We start from the raw sequence: 21,631 nt of genomic DNA, 5'->3' as shown, positions 1-21,631 counted from the left end.
TTGCCTACCCTGGCAACAAACTCAAAGGCAGGTTCCGGTAAATGGAACCTGCTTTCTTATTGACTGCAGCTCGGAGCGTTGAAGGAATACCTATATTTGATAATAGTATATAAACTAGGAAGAATGGATATAAGAACAATTAAAACAGGAAATTCTAAAATTGCCGAGGTCATCTCTGATGGTTTTGTAATAGAAACAGCGGATGATGGATTGGATATATTGGGAAATCTAGGGTACCAGGACTTCGATAAGATCATCATTCATGAAAAGAATATAACCCCGGCATTTTTTGAGCTGAAGACAGGTCTGGCAGGCGAGATACTGCAAAAGTTTTCGACTTACCGGGTACGGTTAGCTATAGTGGGCGACTTTGTTGCTTATGCAGGAAGCAAAAGCCTGAGGGATTTTATATATGAAAGTAATAAAAGAAAGCAGGTGAACTTTGTACCGACTATCGAAGAAGCGATCAATGTACTTAGCAGCTGAGCAGAATATAGTTACGCCCCGATTATCCTGTGCCGTATAAGATATTCATTTTATAATTACGTTAACCAGTGTTAAACTCTTATCAAGATGCATTCGCGACATTCAAAATATTTTTCGCATATGCGCTGCCGTTAAATTAAGAAATAGTTACCTGTTTGTTACCATTCCATTATATGATATGAATGGTTTAGTACCGTCTGCTAATTTATTTTTCTTTGCCCGAAAATCAATCAAAAAGATGCATCTTCGGTCACTCCTGGTCCTAAGCCTGCTAAGTATTCCACAAATAGCGATCAGCCAGCAAGTAACTCACAATGTTAAAGGAACAGTTACAGATAAGCAATCAAAGGAACAACTAATCGGAGCTATAATCACTATCCCGGAACTAAAGAAAAATGCAGTTGCGAAGTTAGACGGTACATTTGCATTTGAGCGCATTCCTGCCGGTACCTACCATGTTCGTTGCACTTATGTAGGCTACCAGGCTATTGATACCGTAATAACAGTAAATAAGAACATTGATCTTACTCTTCCTCTTAACAACCAATCTTCCGCTTTAGGTGAAGTAGTGGTGAAAGGAAAACAGGATGCCGAGTCTGAATCTACCGCCAAAAGATCCGAACAGAATGCGGCCAGTGTGATGAATATAATTTCTGCAAGGGCTATCCAGTTATCGCCTGATCTTACTGTCGCCAACGTGTTGCAGCGTATTTCAGGCGTGTCTATAGAGCGCAGCAGCAGCGGCGAAGGGCGTTATGCCATTATCCGGGGGATGGATCAACGTTATAATAATACCCTGGTCAATGGGATCAAAATTCCCAGCCCTGACAACAAAAGCCGTTTTGTACCATTAGATATTTTTCCTTCAGAACTGGTTGAGCGCATTGAAGTAAATAAGACACTTACTCCCAACATGGAAGCCGATGCAATAGGAGGCACTGTTAATATGGTGATGAAAAATGCGCCTGACAAGTTATATGTAAACGCCAGCGCTGCTACAGGTTTCAGCCAAACCGTGTTGCAGGATGGTTTTAATGCTTTTCCTGTTGGAGCTATTCAAAAATCATCGCCTTACCAGGCGAAGGGTCCCGACTATAGCGCAACGCCCGATGATTTTACAAGAGATAACCTGAACTATACACATAAAAAGGCGCCTGCTAACGCAATGGGTACCTTGTCGATTGGCGACCGCTTCTTCAAAGATCGACTGGGTATCATGCTGGGCGGCTCTTACCAGAACCTTTACAGGTCTTATAAAAGCATCTTTAATCCCGGCGAATTCCAGGAAGGAGGATTGCTTTATGTAAAGCATGCGAACCAGCGTACCTACTCTTCTCACCTTATCAGGACTGGTTTGAATGCGAAGATCGATTTCAATATAAATCCAAAACATAAACTGGCGCTTTACAGTGCCTATGCAGATTTCCAGGATGCGCAGGCCAGGCTGACGACAGATACCCTAATGCCGGCGCCGCGTACCGGCTATGGTACGGGCCAGGTATGGAACTTTGGCAGATCCAAATACCAGCGTCAGAATATTTTCAGCAATACATTACAGGGAAATCATTCCATCCTGGATGACCGTTTAAAAGTGGATTGGTCTGCGGTGTACTCAAAAGCAACCAACAATATACCTGATTGGGCGGAATATGAATATGACGGAGGTTTTTATGCAGATGGTACCTCGCCTGAGCCTTATAAACACACAGATGTTGCGACCAACTTTCACCGTATGTGGTGGAAGAACAGCGACAGGGATTTTGCGGGTTATTTAAACCTGACCTATTCCAACAAGGCATGGGATGTACCTTTCGACCTGTCGGCTGGCGGAATGTACAGGGATAAGCACCGCGATAACAAATACGACAACTACGAATTAAGACCAGTACCAGGTCCTGGCGGCGCCCCGCAGCCCTGGAATGGAATATATAATTTCAACTGGACCGTCTTCAACCCTAAAGGTAGCCCGGGAGAAGCAAATAACTATCGTTCTAATGAGCGTATTACAGCAGGTTACCTTATGCTGAAATTTGTAGTTAACAAACTTGAAACTACCGCTGGGGTACGCGCCGAAAATACAGACCAGGACTATGATACCGATCTACCGGTCACGCAGGAAGGGAAAACCGGTACGATCAGCTACATGGATGTTCTGCCAAGCGTGAATTTCAAATATATACTTAACAAACATACCAACCTGCGCTTATCTTATTACGCAGCCATTAGCCGCCCCGCTTTCTTTGAAATAGTACCCTACAACTATGATGGCGACCAGTTCACCGAAAAGGGCAATCCGCACCTCCTGCATACAACCAGCGATAACATCGACCTGCGTTATGAGCTGTTTCCTAAGTCGAATGAACAGATACTAGTTGGGATTTTCTATAAAGCGCTTAAAAATCCTATTGAATATGGTTTTGAATTTACAGGGCAGCAAAACCAGAAAGTATATATGCCGGGCAACTATGGAAATGCCAACAACTTCGGGTTCGAATTTGTGTATGAAAAATATATAGGCAATTTCGGGATCAGGGCTAATTATACCTATACCAATTCAAAGATCACCACTACCAAACTGACCTCGGAGCTGGTGAATGGCGGTTCGCCCAATAAAATTTACCTGAACGAATCAAGGCCATTGCAGGGACAGTCAGCCCACATCGCCAATGCAGCCCTCTTGTATAAGAATGCAAAAATAGGCCTGGATTTCCAACTGGCATGGCAGTATACGGGCAAGAGAATAGTATTGGTATCGCCTTATTACGGGTTTGATAACTGGCAGAAAGGAATGAACCTGTTTGATCTGTCGGCAGAAAAACGTTTCGCTAAACACTTCGCTGTATTTGCAAAAATTCAGAACCTGCTGGATGCAAAGTATGAAGTATATATCGATAAAGCCCCGGCTAAAAATGATACACCGATTCCATTCCAGGATATGTCGGCCAGCCGTACGCTGGTGCAACGTGATCAGTATGGACAGAACTACCTGCTGGGACTAAGATTCATTCTCAATAAATAATCAAGCATTTTACCCTAATAACACAACTATTAAGTTATGAAGAGACAGTCATTACAGATCGGATTGATTGCATGCATTTCGGTGGCAATGTTTTCCTGTAAGAAATCAGATGAAAAAACTAACATATCCAGGCCTTTGTTAGTATTAGGTCAACCAATTTCTGACACCATTCTGCCTGTTAAGGATGCAAGCGGCAACGCTATTCCTTTGAAAGGTACAATGCTGGCCGGTAAAACCTATCATATCAAATCTGATGTGACTATCAATGCAGGCGATACGTTGTACCTGCAGCCAGGGGTTAAGGTGTTGATAGAAGGTGATGGAAAATCTCCTGAAACCAGCCCGACTTTTTATGTGAAAGGTTCCCTGGTAAGCAGTGGTACCAAAGAAGCCCCAAACTGGTTTACCGTGAAAGAAACGCCTTCAACCCCGCTTTCCAATTCTACATATAAAGACGACGTGGTGAACGACCCCGCTTACGCCGGTTACTGGGGTGGTTTCCAATGCGGACCTGAAGCGGATCTGCTGTTGCTCCGCTGGACGCACGTAGAGTATACCGGGGGCCCATGGGGCAGCAATGCTCCCGATTACGGCGCTAAACCTGGCGATGCACGTTTTACCGTATACATGAACCGCAAATCCGGTTACTCGAAACTGATCATCGAAGATTCATGGTTCTTTGGGTCAAAAGACGACTGTATAGGCAAGTGCGAAAATACTTATGTATCCATCATGCGTAATACCTTCAATAAACTGGGTGCAACCGGCGGAGAAGGCGTGAACCTGAAAAGCAATGTATATGGCGATATTGCCTATAACCTCAGCTACGGCATTGCTACCAATGGTCTGAAAACCGCGGGTACAGATGGTGTTGGTACTATTGTGAACATCTACAACAATACCCTTGTTAATTGCGGGTTCAGACAGCTTAAAGCTACCCGTAACGGTTCTATCAATACCGAAACCAATACAGGGGGATATATCTACAACAACATCATCGTTAACTGTAAATCCGGTCTTCGAATTTCTTACCAGTCAGAAAAAGGCAAACCAAGCGATACGCTCAATACTTCCTATGGTAATAACCTGACTTGCATTGGTCGTGGTAAACCAATGGGAGGTGCGCAGCAATACATGCAGTTTATCGAGCCGTTGCAGTTCACTATCAAGCAGCCTACAGACCTGAACGGTTATGTAAATGGCCCTACCCTGGCTAACGGTACCAACAACGGTACTAATAATGCTAACGATTCCCTGAAGTACGACCCTATGTTTAAAAACTATGACGTGGCTGCCAACAGCCTGGGTACTGCTTACAGGAACAGTGTTATCCCTGCGGGCGCTGATTTTCACCTGAAACCAGGTTCTCCTGCTATCGGTGTAGGTGTTTGGAGAGGCGGTTCTAAAAACACGGCGATGCCGGTTAAAACAACCGCTCCTTTGCTGATGCAATACGGTTTCCCTATGACGAAACTGCCTGTGGGCGGCGAGTTTGGAGCTAACATCACTCCTCCTAACCAGGACCTGGGAGCTTTCCCTACAGATAATACCGGTAATCAACACGTTTACTAAACAATTATCGATCATCACTATTCAATAGCAAAAGGACGTGTAATGCGTCCTTTTGTATTAACAGCAAATTACAGTTATGAAGAGATGGGTATGGACCTTTCCCGTTTGTACATGGTTGATACTTTCCGCCTGCTCTAAAAAGCCGGATAATCCAAACGGAGACGGAGGATATCCGCCAGTGGTAACAGATACCGTTCCCCAAACGAAGTATGACATCACCCTGCTGAACGAAGCAGGGATGTTTAACGTCACGCCGGAAGTATATGCAATGCAGCGGCAGGATTATAACGAATTATCAGGTATCGCAGCCAGCCAGTTAAATAAAGGCCTGCTATATGTGCATGACGATTACAATGGGAACAGAACAGTGGTGATCACTGACGCAAAGGGAAAAGACCTGGGGCAGATCATCCTGGACAATGTAAGTACCCGCAACCTGGAAGATATTGCTGTGGGTCCGGGGCCTGAAGCCGGCAAAACATATATCTACCTGGCAGACATCGGCGATAACAATGCAGGTCGCAGCAGTATTGCTGTTTACAGGTTTGCAGAACCGGTTATTTCAAACCCTGGTGCTGCAACAAAGATCCATATTACGGCGGTGGATAAACTGGAAATGAGTTACCCTAAAGCAGTGAATGCAGAAACGATGCTGCTGGACCCACAGACCAGGGACATCTATATTGCCAGTAAGGAAAATTCCAGGAGTACGCTGTACCTGGCTGCTTATCCACAGTCGACAACCGCGGTAACTGCGCTGAAGCCTGTGCTTAAAACGAATTTCGAGCTGCTCACATCCGGCGATCTTAGTCCTGACGGTACCGAAATCCTCCTGCGCAATAAAGGCCAGTTATTCTACTGGAAACGCGGCAACGGGCAAAGCCTGGTACAAGCGTTGCTTACGGCGCCATTGGCGGCTCCCTATGCCGGGAACGAACGCCAGGGCGAAGGTATTTGTTTTGCCGCCGATGCCGGCGGTTATTACACGGATACAGAAATACGGGATCATCCCGGCGCTGTCTCTAATATCTCTTTCTACAAAAGAAAATAAACTCATAAAAGATGAAAAATAAGATCACCCGTATCTTGTATATGGCTCCGCTGGCGGCGCTGTTATTTACTGCCTGCAAAAAGAACGACGACGATAATAAACAACCCGAAGAAGACCTGTCGCCCGTTCAGTTTGTATTTACCTCGGATGCCCACTATGGAATAACCCGTGCTGCATTCCAGGGTAAAACCAACGTGGATGCTCATACAGTGAACGCCGCTATGATCGCTAAGATCAACGGCCTGCCTGAGGTAACTCTTCCTTCTGATGGCGGATTGAATGCCGGCCAGAAGATCGGAAGCATCGATTACCTGTTTGAGGGCGGCGATATCGCCAACCGGATGGAAGTAAGCGCGAAAGTGCAGACAGCCGCCACTTCCTGGGAGCAGTTTAAAACAGACTACCTGCAGAATCTTACTATCAAAAATAAAAAGAACCAGAAAGCGGAAGTGCTGATGGTGCCGGGCAATCATGATGTATCCAACAGCATAGGTTACTATGCAACAATGTCGCCGCTGCTGGATGCTACCTCGATGGCGAACATCTATAACCTGATGTTTAATGTTACCACAAAATCTGCGGCCAATTTCGACCCGAAGAAGGACCGGATCAATTTCTCACGCGATATTGCCGGCGTTCACTTTTGTTTTATCCAGATGTGGCCTGATTCGAGTGTAAGGATCTGGATGGAGAAGGATTTACAGGTAGTTGCCCCAACCACGCCGGTTATTATCGTGGCGCACGACCAGCCGGCTGTTGTTTCCAACCACTTCACCAACCCGAACGGCGATCATGGTATCAACAATACTGATAAATTCGATAATGTGCTGGACGAGATATTTAAATCCGGTAAAACCACCAGTGTGGCCGATGTTATAGAGCAACGGGCGTTTGTGGCGTTCCTGAAGAAACATACCAACATTAAGGCCTACTTGCATGGACATGCCCATGAAAGCAAGTTCTATACGTATGGAGGACCGGATAATGATGTGGCCCTGGCTACAGTAGGCGCCGATTCACCCATGAAAGGCGTGGTGTCGGCAGCCGACGAAACCAAATTGTCTTTCCATTTTGCAGTTCTTGATCCTAAAACACAAACACTGACTGTCCGCGAAGTATTGTGGAACCCTGAACCAGCCAACCCTTCTGCAGCGGTTAAATGGGGAAATATGGTTACCATAAAGCTGAAATAGTACGGTTTTTTACATTAGATATAAACCTGGCTCGCTCAAAGCCAGGTTTTTTGTTTTAATGTAGAGCGCCCAGCCGGTAAGGGTTTGGCTGGCCGGGAGCCCCGAAATCTTAAAAAATTGTGAATTCTATTTGGATTTATTACAAAGTTATCGCTACCTTTGCATCCCGCAATCTGAAGATTGTGAGATGTTTAGAGGTCGACGGGGCGTAGCGTAGCCCGGTATCGCGCCACATTTGGGATGTGGAGGCCGCAGGTTCGAATCCTGCCGCCCCGACTTTAAAGGACAAAACGGATTTATTTCTGTTTTGTCCTTTTTTATTGCCCCTACCCCTACATGGCTGTCTATCATGTAAATAAAAGCCCCTGAACTTCTGTTGGCTTGTATTTCGTTTCTAATGTTTCTTTTACGCAATCAAGTATGTATCCTGCCTGTAATTGGAGCATAGAAATTAAAAATAAACAGGGTGAGCTAATTCACAATTATTTGTACCTAAGGGAGCCGATGCCCTGTATTACAAAATAAAAGGAACGCCCACGCTTTACCGTAGGCGTTCCTTTTATTTTGTAATACAAATTTTCTACTTTTTAGGTACAGGAATATAAGCGAAACGCTATGCTTTATATATTATGATATTTCTATTTCATTCTCAAATTTGTTCCTTGCATCTAAAGTAATAGATTCTTTCCTGTCAATTGTTGTATTCTTATTCTTCCGTTTATTTTTCTTTGGGATTATTATCTCGCTTTTCAATCTCCTTCTTCACTTCCTCTATCAACTGCTGTTCAGTAGGCAGGTAAAGCTTGTATTCGCTGGCGATTATCGTTTTATTATCCTCCGGCAGTGATATTTTTACTACAGCATTATTTTTCTCGGCACATAGCAAAATACCTATCGTTGGGTTTTCAAACTCACGTTTTTCGTATCGATCATAATAATTTACATACATCTGTAATTGTCCAATGTCCTGATGTGTAAGCTTTGTGGTCTTGATCTCAATGATTACGAAACATTGCAGGAGCCGGTTATAGAAAACAAGATCTATGAAAAATTCATCACCTTCAATGTGCAGCCGCTTCTGTCTTGCTACAAATGCAAATCCGTTGCCGAGTTCAAGTAAAAAGTCGTGCAAGTGCGTAATAATCGCTTGCTCTAAATCTTTTTCGTAGTAAGATGCTTCCCGATGTAGTCCTAAAAATTCAAGATACATTGGGTCTTTAATGATTTCCTTGGCATCCGATGGTTGCTTTTCATTTCGTGCTACGGCCAGCACATTTTCTCTGTCGTTACTCATTAATAGCCGTTCCCATAAGCTACTATGAATTTGGCGTTCTAACTGTCTGGTAGTCCAGTTATTTTTTATGGCTTCTGCGATATAAAACTCTCTTTGTTCTTGATTATCAATGCGTATCAGCATTTTGTAATGTGTCCAGCCCAATTGCGAACGCAGTGCGTTCGCAATTGGAAATGTGCGGTAAAATTGACGGAAAAGCTCTATCTGACGCTTAGAGAAGCCGCTTCCATATTCTGGTTCCAACTGCTCTGCCACAAATTTAGTCAGATAGTTGCGGTAGAATATTTAAAATGGTTGGTTAATGAATAAGCGATAGTTAATTCTCTCCTTTGTTGTTAATCGCTAAATAGCCGCGTGTTGTTCTTTGTTAACAGGGCCTATACCTTTCGTTTTTTTGCGAATAAAGAATCTAAGGAAAACCTCCCTCCTCCAACCGCAATCAACATTCCAAGGGCGGCTATATAAAGCAGGTTGATCTCATAGCCGGGAGGACCAAATTTTGGTCCGTTCGCGTCCAGGCCTATCGTCTTTATTGAGCTGTACCCGAATTTATAATGTATAGTAAACATGGCTGTAAGCATAGTTATGATTAACGGAACTGAAACAATACTTACAAAAGCTCCTGTTATAAGTGCGATACCGCCAAGAACTTCCGTGCATATCGCAATCCAGGCCATAATCTTAGGTTGGGGAATGCCCAGGTGCTGCAGCAATGCCATAAAACCCGCTGGCCCCTTGCTTAACTTAGCCTGCCCGTGAATAAGAAAGCCTAGTCCCACTATTACCCTTAAAATGAAAGGCGCCCAGCTGTCATATGCTTTTTTCGCCGGATTAAACAATTTATCAGTTAGCTTCATATTAATCTTGAATAATGGCGTTTCATTCTCCTTTTTTTAACATAGCGCAATTCCGGAATTCCGAAATGCTGGTCCCTGAATACATCCTGAAAAACCTGCTGAAATGCGCCGGGCTTTCAAATCCCAATTCATAAGCTATTTCTTTTGCCGACTTCTCCGTATAATGCAAATAACGTTTGGCTTCGAGCATGATCCTGTTGCGGATAAGAACCGACGGAGCGGCCTGTTTCAGCAGTGCAAACACATTACTGAGCGTTTTGGGAGATTTGTTAAGCGCCGCAGCATAAAATTTCACCTCATGCTGTTGTTTGAAATTACCTTCCAGCAATAATGAAAATCTTCGCACGATGTCCATCTTCTCGTCGGGGAATTGCTGGTAGCTATCGCATTGCAGCTTGGCTATCCTCGTTGTTTTTATGATCACTCTTTTTAGAAGCGTACGAAGCATCTCTCCCTGGAAATTGTCTTTAAGTAATAACTCCTCGGAGAATATTTTTTCCAGGTACGACATCTCTTTATTCCCTTCCTTGTCTAATTTAATGAACATGGGATGTTGTATCCCGTAGAAAAGAAAGCCCACACAACCTACTTCTGCATCATGGTCAAGAATACAATAGAACTCCCGGTTAAACTGCCAGGCTGTTAACATTTCAGGATGCTCGAATACAAAGTGCTGATTGGAAACAAGGGGGAGAATGCTGCCTTCAGGCATGGTGTAAACTATCTCGTCTATAACCACTTTCTGAGCGCCACCTTTGTTGTACACAAAAGTGTTAATCGGGTAAGGAGAAGGTTTATTCAACCCCTGACCGGAAAACGATTTGTTTCCAACGTGCATTATAAAGCGCGCGGATGTTGACTTTTCGTTGTATTCGCTGATCATAGAAATTATTTGTATGCAGGAATGGCAAGCCCCTTTATTATTATTTCCCTTTAAATAAATTTAAGGAATTGAAACCGGATTATCGACAGCCTGCCATCCCTGCTCCGGCACTTTTATTCAACCTCTTTATCCGCTCCCTTATTCCTCTTAAAAACACCTTTGCTGCCTTTGCCTCCTCTCCGCCTTTGCATGCAATCACCGTTCGATAGCCTTTGCAACCGCCGCCGATGCCGCTTTCAAAAGCTCAGGGTTTAACCGTTGCATGAAATCAGGATTGATATATTCGAATTGTATGGTACCCGTTTTATCCAGGACGAAAACCGATGGTACAGGAAGTAAAAGTTCCGTGTCTTTGCCTCCCGACGTCTTAGGCAGCATATCCCAGTAAGCTTTGGGAGCTTTGTAAGCGATACCGAACTGTTTGGCCAGGCTGAGATCAGCGTCTGAAAGCAAAGTGTAGCTGAGCTTTTCTTTGGCTGCCGATTGGGCCAGACCCGTCGATGCATCGGTGCTGATGGCAATTACCTGGTATCCCATCTTTTCCAGTTCGGGAAGCGCCTGTTGCAAACCTGAAAGCTGCTTAGAACAATAAGGGCACCAGCCGCCCCGGTAAAAGACCAATACTGTTGGTTTTGTTGATATTGCTTTGTTCAGGTCAAAGTTTTTTCCTGACGCATCAGGCAATACCGCCATTGGAACTTTTTCTCCATTCAGCAATGGGCTGATATCTTCCGCTTTTTGCGGTAACATGTATGGCATTTGCGTTGTTGCCATTTTAGAAGATTCCATAGATTGGTTTTTTTTCTGCGCCTGGACCACATTGACAGAACAGTTAAGCAGCAAGGCCACAGCTAAAGATTGCAGGCTTGCTTTTATTGAATTTCTCATTTTATAGTTGTTTGAAACGGGGAACTGTTCTTATTTCAATCGCCCGCTAATATTTAAATATTAGTTAAGAGTCACTTTTATGATGTTCGGTATAGCGGGCAAAGTTGTAAAAGCGTTGGGATTAGGTACTGCTTCAATAGTCTTGCTTTCTTCCAGCGGAGTGCCTGCCAGGTTAAATTGAGTAACACCGGCTCCCGGGAACTGGTTTACCGCGGTGCCATTGTCGAACAAGCCGATCGAGGAGGAAATATCACCTTTCTGCGTAGCATCTACTCCATTATCTTTCGACGCAAAGAACCAGTCATTCGACAGCCCGTACATAGTGGCAATCGCCAATCTGTCGCCTTCCGCAACTGACAGCTGCTGCGAAACGCTGCTGCCGGCCTGTGTTCCGATCTTCGGTAACAGAACAGTAGTATTTGCTGCTGGGAGAACATAAACTTCTTTTACTCCCTGTACCGTTTTAAGATAAGCCGCTAAACCACTCGCATCGCCTTTCTGAGCCAGCTCTTTTAATCCCTTTCCACGGTCTTTTTCCCCCGTTTTATAGATTGGATTGTCTATGCCGTTATATACCACTACCAACACAGGAGAAAGAGGCGTGAAAATACCTGTTTGCCCGGTGAGGTATGTTGCAAGCGCACTGTTATCACCCATTTCTGCGATATTGGTCAGGCCATTGGCTGTTGGCTTGCCTGCTTCATAAAGAGGAGCGGGGTTCAGGAGGTTGCCTCCGGCTATATAGGATACCGCCCAAACGCCAGGACTGAAGGGTGTTGGATTGGATGTGCCTCCGGAGGTATTCGTAATCTTAAGGGTGAAAGTGGAATTGCCTTCATAATGCAATGTTGCTTTCATCAACGAAGCGGCGGCAGCATAAGTATTGCCCTGGGCGTCGGCGCCTTGTACCTCGGTAATATTTTTAGGGGTTGCTTCTGCAGCGCCGGGATGTGAAACAGATGCCCCGGGAACCTGGTTGATACGGGTCCCGTTATCCCAAAGCCGGATCTGCGACGATACATCTCCTTCAACCGGGGTGCCGTTATCCTGGTACACCTGGATGCCGGGATTGGCAGGCGCGAAGAAAAGATCGTTCGACCAGCCATACATTGTCGCAAAAGTAATAGCCTGGCCCTTGGCGGCGGAGAACTGGAATGTTACCGATTCTCCCGGCATGATAAGTGGTGAAGCCCCGTTGTTTTTGAAGGTACCCGATTCTACCAGCGGCCTGGAATCCAGTACGTTTTCTATAGTAATGGTAGATGTGGATGCAGGCGGCATTTTGTCGTCATCCTTGCTGCACGACGCCATCATCAGCGGCAGTGAAACTAAAGACAGACATATTAAATTGTTAGGTTTCATAATAAATCTCTTTTTGAAAATTGTATTACGAAGGTACAGGGGGCTTATACCGCGTTTGGTATCTCTATTTCCCGTTGTGTTGTCCAAACTTCCCGAATCCCTATTGAGAATACCGGTGCATCCCGGTTCCTTACATCGGCGTTTATCCGCCATACAAGAACATTTGATGGGATAAAGTCCGTCTATTTCAAGCTGCCCAAAATGACATTCCATCCTGTCATTTTTTCTCAAAAAATGACAAATGTAACGGCTGGAAGCCCCACTCATGGCCTGGTACAGGCTTTGATCCCCTGTTTTCAAAGTTCATTATATTATTGTTTAACATTTAAAAAGGAGGGTTTTATGACACTCGTTAAAAGAACCAACGGTAGTTGGCTGCCGTTCTTTGATGATTTCTTTAGCCGGGAACTTTTTAACTGGAGTAACAATAATTTCTCTTCTACAAGCACTACCGTTCCGGCGGTGAACATCAGGGAAAACGACCATAACTTTGAAGTTGAAGTGGCCGCTCCCGGCATGGAAAAAAAGGATTTCAAAATCACATTGGAAGGTAACACTCTTACCATCTCTTCTTCCAGGGAAAATCAATATACGCAGGAAGACGACCGTTATACCCGTAAGGAGTTCAGTTACCAATCATTTCAACGCAGCTTTGAATTGCCAAAAGATGTGGTAGATCAAAACCATATCGAAGCTAAATATGAAAACGGGCTGCTGAAACTGGTGATCCCTAAAACAGAATCGGCCAGGAAAAAAGCGCCTAGGTTAATAGAGATCCAATAAGCTTATGGGTTTTCCCTCTGTTTGCACCCGCCGGACGACGGGTGCAAACCTGTTATTACAACTTTTATATCGCTTATGCAGAAATCTTACATCATAGAGGTAAGCATCAAAACCATCAAAGGATATGTATCGTTCTGCCAATATCAATTGGGTAGTATTGCCGAAGATGCAGAAAGGATCTTCGCATGTATGAAAGGCCAGCCGGTTGATGAGGAAGGGGGCGCTCCTTTCCTGATAAACCTGGTACTTCGAAGCGGGAAGAAATCTGCTACGCTGGCTTCGCAATATTGCTCCCTGACAGAGCTGAAAGAAAATTGTCATTATATCGCCCGCGAAGTGTTTAAAATATTAAACCTGGAATAATTACTTCTGCGCATTATGAATACAATACTGGGGTCTGTTTGTATTATGTGCCTGACTATACTTGGAACTATGCTTTTGCTCAGAAAGCTGAAGCAGCCATACCTTATTGCCTATATTTTAGCCGGTATAGTGCTGGGACCTCATATGACAGGTATTTTCAAAAATGCAGAAGCGATAGAGGCAATAGGTGAAGTAGGCATATTGCTGTTTATGTTTTTTATCGGGATGGAAATAAATGTTCCTGATAGTCATTCCTTTTTGCTGCAACCTATTATAGCCCAGTCGATCAAAATAATACTAGGCCTCATCTTTTCTTTCGTAGTTGGCTATATAGTTCACCTGCCCATTGAAAGCGTTATGCTCATTGCTATTCTTTTCGTTTTTAACAGTACCCCTGTGGTGAGCGATCTGTTAAGCATGAATGGCCTTTTAAAAACATCCCTTGGCCTTACAATCCTGAACATGCTTATCTTCCAGGATGTGCTCTTTGCTCCTATACTTACCCTGCTGAATATATGGAAGGGAGAAAAAGTCAGTACCCTCAATGTGTCTGCCATTTTAATTGCCATAGCCGGCTGCGTAGCTTTCTTTCTTATGTTAAAAAGAGTAAGGGGAAGAAGGCAGTTGATCACTCCCCGCTTTCTCAAAGCCCTGGAAAGAGACCATGACATGCAGGTGTTTACCGGCTTGCTGATCTGTTTAGGTTTTGGATTGATGGCTGAAGCGACGGGCCTCAGCGGGGCATTAGGCAGCTTTATCGCCGGCGTATATATCGGAAGAGTAAAGGCATTCGGCTGGCTCGAACATTCAATTCACCCCTTTAAAGTTTTCTTTGTAGCGCTGTTCTTTGTGTCCATCGGCCTGCGGCTCGATATACCATACCTGCTGGAAAATTATACTTTTATATTGCTGGGTACCTTGCTCGTTTTTATAAGCAATAGCCTGCTTTCAGCTATTGTTTTCAGGATATTGAAATTCAACTGGGAGCAAAGTTGGCTGGGAGGCGCCTTGCTTTCGCACACCGGCGAATTCGGTATACTCGCCTTATCGGTAGCGTATAAAATGCAGCTGATAGAATTTACGCTGTACAAAGCAGGGTTGGGTATAACCGGCTTATCGCTGCTGCTTTCAACCATTTGGGTTTATTTTTTAAGAAGTATTATAGCGAAGTTGGGAAAGAAAGCCAGGCTGAGATATTCCCTGTGATGTTTGGTACTATCTTCCTTTATCAGCCTGGCATGCATAGCGGGCATATGTTAATTGAATGATTGCCTGAATTCTAACGGAGATAACCGGGTTTTAGCTTTGAATAGTTTGCTGAAAGACTGCGGGTGTTCGAAACCCAGTTCATAAGCTATTTCACTGACAGAGAGATTGGTTGTCGACAGTTTTTCTTTTGCTTTTTCTATCAGGAAATTATGAATATGTTGCTGGGTGCTCGAACCTGTTACAACTTTCAGCAGTCCGCTCAGGTAGTTAGGCGAAATATTGAGCGCCTCTGCCACGAACTGGACTGTAGGAATCCCTTTTTTGACAGGCTCTTCACCGTTGAAATATTCGTTCAGCAAATGTTCCAGCCGCTCAAGCACCTGGTGGTTGGTGACCTTGCGGGTGATGAACTGCCTGTTGTAAAATCTTTCAGAATAAGATAACAGGAGATTCAATTGTGCGATGATAATATTCTGGGTGAATTTATCGATGTTGGACCGGCACTCTTTCTGGATCTGCGAAATTACTTCCGCGATTTTCTCTTCTTCCTGGGCGGAGAGGAACAACGCTTCATTGGTAGCATACCCGAAAAACTCGTACTGCCTGATATCCTTAGCCAGCGGCGTATTCCAGAGGAAGTCGGGATGTACTAATAATAGCCATCCCGACCTGGTAGAAGTTGCGTCTTTAGTTCTTTGGATCTGGAAAACCTGGCCGGGCGACATAAAGAACAAGGTTCCCTCGTCGAAATCATAAACCGATTGTCCGTACTTGATCTTCGTATTGGTATTCTTCTTCAACGAAATGGAATAAAAGTCCATGACGATAGGATGCGCATCACAGGTGTAACCGATGTGCTCAAAATTGATCACGCTGATCAGCGGGTGTTCAGGAGGCGCGAGGTTTCGTTGCCTGTGAAATTCGGTTATCGACTTGATTCGTTGAGGTTGCATATACCTGCTTTTTAACTTTGATGATATGTTTTAGCAAATTCCTTCGCAAATGTTTCCAGTTTAGTATTGCTCAAAACCGGTTTATGTAATTCATAATCACCGCTCAGGAGGCCGGTTCGCAGGGCTGCTCCCAACTCCACGAGGTTTTCTGCTACATGTTTGGGAACTCCACGGCCGGTTAAGCTCTCCAGCATCTGTTCGTCGGTCAGGATATTCCACTTCAGATCCGGTAATCCTATTTCTTTTCCCAATACGCTGGCGATTTCGTTTCCTGTTCTTTCATCACTGCAAATATATCTCACTTTATGACCGGAAGCGGCAGATGTCAGTTCCTCGGCTACTACAGTTGCAATGTCGGCCGGGGCAACCAATACTATTTTATCCGGGCCGCCGTAATTGGCAGCAATAGCACCGGTAGCTTTGATCACCTGTATAAAGTTATTCAGATTATAGTAAAAATAAGTAGGCCGAACAAAGGTTATGGAAACATCCGGCAATGCCGACAGTATTTGCTCCACTTCGTACGATCCTGTAATGAAACCGGTGCCTTTAGGTACGTGAGCGCCGTAACTGCTGAGGTTTACAGCTTTTTTGAGCCCCGACTGGCGGATGGCCTCAGCATAGCTGTCCCCCACGCTGCGATAATAGGCTACGGGATCAGGAGCGGCATAGTTAGGAGGGATCATCAAATAAGCGGCGTCGGCCTCTTGGAAAACGGAAGCCAGGAAGTTGCTGTCGGTTACCTGGCCTATGGCGGCAATAGCGCCCAGAGATTCGATGCTTGATTTTTTTTCCGGGTTGCTGCTGATAATAGTAACGGTATGGCCTTTTTTTACCAATTCCTCAGCTAATGGTTTGCTTATATGGCCAATTGAGCCGGTTAATACGATTTTCATTTTTTATTGTTTTTGTAGATACAAAGGTGCTTTGCAATACAAAAACAGAAGTAGCCATATCTATGGTTGTTGTAGCCAAAATTATAGTCGTCTCACGACCAAATAGCTTAACGATTGAAAATCAATAACTAACATTTTCCCTGATGGTAAATTACAATCCCTGAAGCCTGTTGATTTCTTTCTGTATTGTATGCTTCTCAGGTTCTGAATTAGTCAGCGCCAGGGCTTTCTGGTAGTGATAAATAGCGGTTTCGATGGCGTCGCTGTATAAATAACCCAGCAAAGAATGATAGTACGAATTGTTATCGAGCCGCAGTTTCAGGGCTTCTTCAATCCCTGCTTTGTTGCCATATACTTTGGCGAATGCAAAGGTCCTGTTCAGCGCCGTAACAGGAGAATAGGAAATAATGATCAACTCATTATACAGCGACAGTATATGTTTCCATTTATCGGGATTGTCGACAGTTGTATGCCAGTATGCGATACCGGCTTCGAGGTGATACCTGGAAAGTTCATTGCCGGTGCAGGCATCAATAAAGTATTGATGTCCTTTTACGATCAGCTCCTGGTTCCATCGGGAAGTGTCCTGCTGTTCAAAGAGTATCTGTTCTCCGCTATCGTTTAACCTGGCTTCCAACCGGGAGCTCTGGTAACAGAACAGGGCGATCAATGCTTTGGTAGCCGGCGTATCAGTACGTTCGTTGGTAGTGAGGATCAATGCCAGGCGCAATGCTTCGCCGCAGAGGTCTTGCCGTATTACCTGGTTGGCGCCGGAAGAAAAATAACCTTCATTAAAAAGCAGGTAAAGTGTTGTATGCACGGCAGGGAGCCGTGTTGCCAATACTTCCGGGGTAAGATTGCTTACCTGGAAGTTCTGTTCCCGCAGTTGGCTCCTTGCTCGCTGCAATCGTTTTTTTATGGTTTCAGCAGGCGAAAGAAAAGCATGCGAGATAGTTGTGATGCTGAAGCCGCACAGTATCTGCAGCGCCAGCGCAATTTGCGCGGCTGGGGGATTAACAGGGTCGCATACGGCAAAGATCATTGCCAGTTGGCTATCGGCGATCTGTTTTTCCGTGAAGTCAAAATCGGGGTAGCTCACCTGGTTATTTGCCTGTAGCTGGGGCGAAACCTTTTGCTCGAATATCTGCTCATGCTTTAAATAATCGCGGGCTTTATTTTTCGCAACGGTGTATAGCCAGGCGGTAGGGTTTTCGGGAATACCTTTATGGGCCCAGGTATGGGTAGCCTGAAGAAAAGCTTCGCTGGCGATATCTTCTGCAACGGCCAGGTGTTTCAAACCAAAATGACGGCATAGCACTGCCGTCATTTTAGTGTATTCGAGCCTAAAAAGCTGGGGTAAGAGTTGTTGATATGTATCCTGCTGCCCGCTCATCAGTGCTTCTCATTGGGTTGGATAATAGCCCGTACTTCAATGTTGCCGCCATCTTTAAGGATGGGATTCTTTTTAGCAAGCGCAACAGCCTCTTCAATTGTTTCTGTTCTGACAACCACATAGCCGCTGATAAATTCTTTGATTTCCGTGTAAGGGCCGTCGGTTACCACATCTCCCGGCCTTACTGTTTTTGCCTGGTTGGAAGATAACCTGTTCCCTTTGTCTGCCAGCTTGTTTTGCGCCGCTATTCCCGCCATCCAGTTCATTCTTTCCTGTATAACCTCAGGGCTCGGATTGGCATGCGGATCGGTGCTGTTTCTAAAAATTAACAAGAACTCTTTCATAGTTTATCATTTTTGTTTCCATAGGTTAACGATCGAAATTGAAGAAAGGGGACATTCTTCCATAACGTTAATTTAACCTATTTGTTAAATGCAATCTATTAATAAGATAATTAATCTTGTTCCTGCTATCCTTCAGTTAATTATAGTTAAAATTTGTCTGTAAAGCCGGCTCAAAGGTTGTATTAAAATTCATTTGGGCTAATTTTGTAGTCAATGCGAACTAAAACGACAATTCTCACACTCAGGGATGTGGTATGCCAACATTTTTGGGGCATCCCTTTATTTTAACAACCTAAAAAGACCTACCGACTATGAGAGTAAGTGGCTTCACTTATTTGCGTAATAGTTTCCTTTATGGCTATCCTGTTATACAGTCTATTAAATCTGTATTACCCGTTTGCGATGAATTTATTGCTGTTGTAGGAAGAAGTACTGACGGCACCCGCGAGGCTATTGAAGCGATCGGTGATCCAAAGATCAGGATCATTGATACGGAGTGGGACCCGAAGTTAACACAGGGAGGAAAAATTTTTGCGCAGCAGGCGAATATAGGCCTGAAAGCAGTAACGGGCGACTGGGCATTTCATATCCAATCTGATGAAGTGATCCATGAAGATGATCTGCCTGAAATAAAACAGGCGATGATAACGCATCTTGATAACAGGAAGGTTGATGGTTTCTTATTCAGATACCTACATTTTGTGGGCGATTACAGGCATATAGGTACAACGCGCAGGTGGCATAGCAGGGAGATCCGCATTCTCAGGAATGATCCTTCTTTTTTCTCCTATCGCGATTCCCAGGGCTTTAGGAAATACACCTCTGAAGAAGCGTATGCATCAGGGGCTGAAAAGGGTGTGAAACTGAAAGTGAAACCGCTGAATGCAAGGGTTTTCCACTATTCTTATTGCAGGAACCCATACCTGTTGTGTGGGAAAGTGAAAAAATTCCATAGTTATTATAATCCAAACCAGGCGAGCCTGGAAGATTTTAAAGAAGCGGAATCTTTCGATTTTCATAGCGTGGTGGATGTGCTGTCGCCGTATATAGGTTCGCATCCTGCAGTGATGAAAGAAGTGATAGCCAAACAGGATTGGGACTTTAAATATGATGCCAGCAAAGGTTCTTTTACTCCCAGGCATCGAATGCTGTATGAAATTGAGAAGATCACAGGTTGGAGGATAGGAGAATATAAGAACTATAAATTAGTGAAGTAGGTATAAATATTACAGGTTGAAGGCTCGAAGAGGAACTCTTTGAGCCTTTCCTGTTTTGTATAAGAAGGGTTTAAAAAATTTAAACAGCCAGTTCAAACAGGGCGGAGTAGCCCCCGGTGTAATGGGCAGGGAGAGCAGGGCTTTTAGGTACATGTACAGTTCCCAGCAGGGTAAATCCGCAGCTTACATAGTAGTTGTTCAGTTTATCGTTCCCCCCCGTAGTATCCATCCTGACAAGGGTCTTGTTCAGGCTTTTAGCATAGGCTTTGCTCCATTCCACTATTTTTTTCACGTACCCTTTGCCGTGATGATCCGGGTGCACGGAGATACGATGAATGTAAATGGCGTCGGGAGTATCTTTTTCCTGCCAGATATCCGGATCATTGAAGGTGAGTGAGAAAGTGCATACCATAGTTCCGTTTTCTACAATTTTCCAGGCTCTTTTCTCTCTTACATCTGTTTCTATCAGTTCTCTTTCGAATCCAGCCCAGGGTTTTGCACCAATGCGGTGCTGGTAAGCGGTTCCGCTGTTCAGCAGATCGAAAATGGCGTCTATGTCGGCAGTTGTTGAATTGATAATTTCCATAGTCGATAAAATTTTAAACAAAATTCTAAAAAGCAGCTGAAATAAAACAGATTCAGATTTTGTAATTTTCGACCATATCAGATTAGTTGTATAAAATATTTTTTTGCTGATATTTGTTTTTATGGAAGAATATTTCCTACATTTGCAACCCAATCAGAAGTCGACGGGGCGTAGCGTAGCCCGGTATCGCGCCACATTTGGGATGTGGAGGCCGCAGGTTCGAATCCTGCCGCCCCGACGGAAAGCAGGAACCCGCTCATTGAGCGGGTTTTTTGTTTTTAAAGAATTTATTGCTGATCGTTACAAATAAAATGGGAATGCTTCACACGAAGCATTCCCAAAATCAGTAAAACCCCCTTACTGAACTATGAGCTTCTTAACTACACCAGACTCTTTCAAATTTATTCTCACAATATAAAACCCTGCTTTAAGCCGTGCATCAATCTCTATCCTGTTATTGCCGAGCGATAATTTCTGGTAAAGCATCCTGCCCTGGCTATCATAAATCCTTACCATCGCATCTTTCGAAATTTCCGGCAGTACGATTGTAAACCGCCCATCAGTTGAAGGATTTGGATACAGGCTGACAGCATCTTCACTCATGCCGGCTTTCTCATTCACGCTGGTTGCTGATGCAACCCGGGCGATAGAAGCCAAGCCCGCTCCAGGAACAAACGGGGAAAGATTGCTTCCCGCGATTACCTGCTGCGTAATACCTGGACCCTGCCACGCTACCGCTACATTATCTCCGCCACTGCCTTCTTTGTGGAGAACTTCAATATAGTATTTCTGTCCTGCGGTGAGGTTGATAGCAGCAGATTGCTGCGTGCTGTACTTATTCCATTGTTTGGAGTCGGTCCATCCATCTACATATGCAATCCGCGAGCGATTGGCCGGGTTATCGTTGGTACTCAGGTATAACTCCGTGTTGTCGTCGCCCGCTACCCAGAATGTGTAACTTCCGGTTGTTGGAGGATGTATATACCCGCGTATCCTGGTACCATAATTATCTGCCCAGTTTGTAGGGCCTTCCAGGCTGTTGATCTGCCCGCTGCCTGATGGGTTGTTTGGATAGTTGCTGTTGGAAGTAAGTTAGCCAGACCTATGTTATAATAAGAACAGGGATGGTATCTCCCGTTGCCGGCGCATCAATTGTCATTCTGTCATATTTTGTTCGGGGTCCGATCAGATTGGCGACCCATACTGGTTTTGTCTTCCCAGTTGTTTGGCAACCATCATTCTTTTTTTTGTATGTACTTCCGCCGGCGGCAGTTAATTATCC

20 protein-coding genes, 2 tRNA genes and 1 pseudogene are annotated in these 21,631 nt (G+C 44.5%); 11 read left to right on the top strand and 12 right to left on the bottom strand.

Annotation, left to right across the window (positions count from 1 at the left end):
* Positions 1–123: 123 nt before the first annotated feature.
* The 6 genes from BLV62_RS21575 to BLV62_RS21550 all read left to right on the top strand — a co-directional run bounded on the left by BLV62_RS21575 (position 124) and on the right by BLV62_RS21550 (position 7,597).
* Positions 124–486 (top strand): DUF4180 domain-containing protein, encoded by a 363-nt coding sequence (locus BLV62_RS21575; protein ID WP_089764202.1) that lies wholly within the window; start codon positions 124–126, stop codon positions 484–486.
* A 238-nt stretch (positions 487–724) separates the two neighbouring features.
* On the top strand, positions 725–3,505 hold the full coding sequence (locus tag BLV62_RS21570) for a TonB-dependent receptor (protein WP_168927941.1): 2,781 nt from the start codon (positions 725–727) through the stop codon (positions 3,503–3,505).
* A 36-nt stretch (positions 3,506–3,541) separates the two neighbouring features.
* Positions 3,542–5,077, top strand: coding sequence for a hypothetical protein (locus BLV62_RS21565; protein WP_089764199.1), 1,536 nt, complete (start codon positions 3,542–3,544; stop codon positions 5,075–5,077).
* A gap of 76 nt (positions 5,078–5,153) precedes the next feature.
* On the top strand, positions 5,154–6,128 hold the full coding sequence (locus tag BLV62_RS21560) for a hypothetical protein (RefSeq protein ID WP_089764198.1): 975 nt from the start codon (positions 5,154–5,156) through the stop codon (positions 6,126–6,128).
* Between the two features lie 11 nt (positions 6,129–6,139).
* Positions 6,140–7,321 (top strand): metallophosphoesterase family protein, encoded by a 1,182-nt coding sequence (locus BLV62_RS21555; RefSeq protein ID WP_089764196.1) that lies wholly within the window; start codon positions 6,140–6,142, stop codon positions 7,319–7,321.
* Positions 7,322–7,523: 202 nt separating this feature from the next.
* Positions 7,524–7,597, top strand: a tRNA-Pro gene (locus BLV62_RS21550).
* Positions 7,598–8,039: 442 nt separating this feature from the next.
* Here the strand turns inward: BLV62_RS21550 and BLV62_RS21545 are convergent.
* The 5 genes from BLV62_RS21545 to BLV62_RS21525 form a co-directional block, all read right to left on the bottom strand.
* Positions 8,040–8,870, bottom strand: coding sequence for a PDDEXK nuclease domain-containing protein (locus BLV62_RS21545; protein WP_225889666.1), 831 nt, complete (start codon positions 8,868–8,870; stop codon positions 8,040–8,042).
* A 122-nt stretch (positions 8,871–8,992) separates the two neighbouring features.
* Entirely contained in the window at positions 8,993–9,472 is a 480-nt protein-coding gene (locus tag BLV62_RS21540; protein WP_089764193.1) for a DoxX family protein, read from the bottom strand.
* A 22-nt stretch (positions 9,473–9,494) separates the two neighbouring features.
* A complete protein-coding gene (locus BLV62_RS21535) occupies positions 9,495–10,355 on the bottom strand; it encodes a helix-turn-helix domain-containing protein (RefSeq protein WP_089764192.1) in 861 nt (286 codons plus the stop codon).
* A gap of 195 nt (positions 10,356–10,550) precedes the next feature.
* On the bottom strand, positions 10,551–11,243 hold the full coding sequence (locus tag BLV62_RS21530) for a peroxiredoxin-like family protein (protein ID WP_089764190.1): 693 nt from the start codon (positions 11,241–11,243) through the stop codon (positions 10,551–10,553).
* A 60-nt stretch (positions 11,244–11,303) separates the two neighbouring features.
* A complete protein-coding gene (locus tag BLV62_RS21525) occupies positions 11,304–12,605 on the bottom strand; it encodes a spondin domain-containing protein (protein ID WP_089764231.1) in 1,302 nt (433 codons plus the stop codon).
* Positions 12,606–12,947: 342 nt separating this feature from the next.
* On the opposite strand from BLV62_RS21525, the gene BLV62_RS21520 reads away from it, so the two are divergent.
* The 3 genes from BLV62_RS21520 (at position 12,948) to BLV62_RS21510 (ending at position 14,957) form a co-directional block, all read left to right on the top strand.
* Entirely contained in the window at positions 12,948–13,388 is a 441-nt protein-coding gene (locus BLV62_RS21520) for an Hsp20/alpha crystallin family protein (RefSeq protein ID WP_089764229.1), read from the top strand.
* 75 nt (positions 13,389–13,463) lie between these two features.
* Complete coding sequence (locus tag BLV62_RS21515; RefSeq protein WP_089764188.1) at positions 13,464–13,751, top strand: hypothetical protein; 288 nt, start codon at positions 13,464–13,466, stop codon at positions 13,749–13,751.
* 15 nt (positions 13,752–13,766) lie between these two features.
* Complete coding sequence (locus BLV62_RS21510; RefSeq protein ID WP_311202800.1) at positions 13,767–14,957, top strand: cation:proton antiporter; 1,191 nt, start codon at positions 13,767–13,769, stop codon at positions 14,955–14,957.
* Positions 14,958–15,007: 50 nt separating this feature from the next.
* On the opposite strand, the gene BLV62_RS21505 is transcribed toward BLV62_RS21510, so the two are convergent.
* From BLV62_RS21505 to BLV62_RS21490, 4 genes are all read right to left on the bottom strand, one after another.
* On the bottom strand, positions 15,008–15,913 hold the full coding sequence (locus BLV62_RS21505; protein ID WP_089764187.1) for a helix-turn-helix domain-containing protein: 906 nt from the start codon (positions 15,911–15,913) through the stop codon (positions 15,008–15,010).
* A gap of 11 nt (positions 15,914–15,924) precedes the next feature.
* Positions 15,925–16,809, bottom strand: a complete 885-nt coding sequence (locus BLV62_RS21500) for an NmrA family NAD(P)-binding protein (protein ID WP_089764185.1) — start codon at positions 16,807–16,809, stop codon at positions 15,925–15,927.
* A 151-nt stretch (positions 16,810–16,960) separates the two neighbouring features.
* On the bottom strand, positions 16,961–18,136 hold the full coding sequence (locus BLV62_RS21495) for an RNA polymerase sigma factor (protein ID WP_089764226.1): 1,176 nt from the start codon (positions 18,134–18,136) through the stop codon (positions 16,961–16,963).
* A gap of 65 nt (positions 18,137–18,201) precedes the next feature.
* Positions 18,202–18,546 (bottom strand): YciI family protein, encoded by a 345-nt coding sequence (locus BLV62_RS21490; RefSeq protein ID WP_089764183.1) that lies wholly within the window; start codon positions 18,544–18,546, stop codon positions 18,202–18,204.
* A 311-nt stretch (positions 18,547–18,857) separates the two neighbouring features.
* On the opposite strand from BLV62_RS21490, the gene BLV62_RS21485 reads away from it, so the two are divergent.
* On the top strand, positions 18,858–19,763 hold the full coding sequence (locus tag BLV62_RS21485; RefSeq protein WP_089764182.1) for a glycosyltransferase: 906 nt from the start codon (positions 18,858–18,860) through the stop codon (positions 19,761–19,763).
* Positions 19,764–19,842: 79 nt separating this feature from the next.
* Here BLV62_RS21485 and BLV62_RS21480 read toward each other — a convergent pair whose 3' ends face one another.
* Positions 19,843–20,349 carry a GNAT family N-acetyltransferase gene (locus BLV62_RS21480; RefSeq protein WP_089764180.1) on the bottom strand — a complete coding sequence of 169 codons (507 nt, stop codon included), beginning with the start codon at positions 20,347–20,349 and terminating at the stop codon, positions 19,843–19,845.
* Positions 20,350–20,513: 164 nt separating this feature from the next.
* Here BLV62_RS21480 and BLV62_RS21475 point away from each other — a divergent pair.
* Positions 20,514–20,587 (top strand) — tRNA-Pro (locus tag BLV62_RS21475).
* Positions 20,588–20,706: 119 nt separating this feature from the next.
* On the opposite strand, the gene BLV62_RS21470 is transcribed toward BLV62_RS21475, so the two are convergent.
* Positions 20,707–20,952: a T9SS type A sorting domain-containing protein gene (locus tag BLV62_RS21470; RefSeq protein WP_139170338.1), complete on the bottom strand. Its 246-nt coding sequence runs from the start codon at positions 20,950–20,952 to the stop codon at positions 20,707–20,709.
* Between the two features lie 108 nt (positions 20,953–21,060).
* Positions 21,061–21,384 (bottom strand): annotated as a pseudogene (locus BLV62_RS29020) (PA14 domain-containing protein); the annotation flags it as partial.
* Between the last annotated feature and the right edge of the window lie 247 nt (positions 21,385–21,631).

Source organism: Chitinophaga terrae (ex Kim and Jung 2007) (assembly GCF_900107795.1).
GTDB classification, from domain to species: domain Bacteria; phylum Bacteroidota; class Bacteroidia; order Chitinophagales; family Chitinophagaceae; genus Chitinophaga; species Chitinophaga terrae.
The sequence above is the reverse complement of the archived record's forward strand: the minus strand, read 5'-3'. Positions and strand labels throughout refer to the sequence as shown.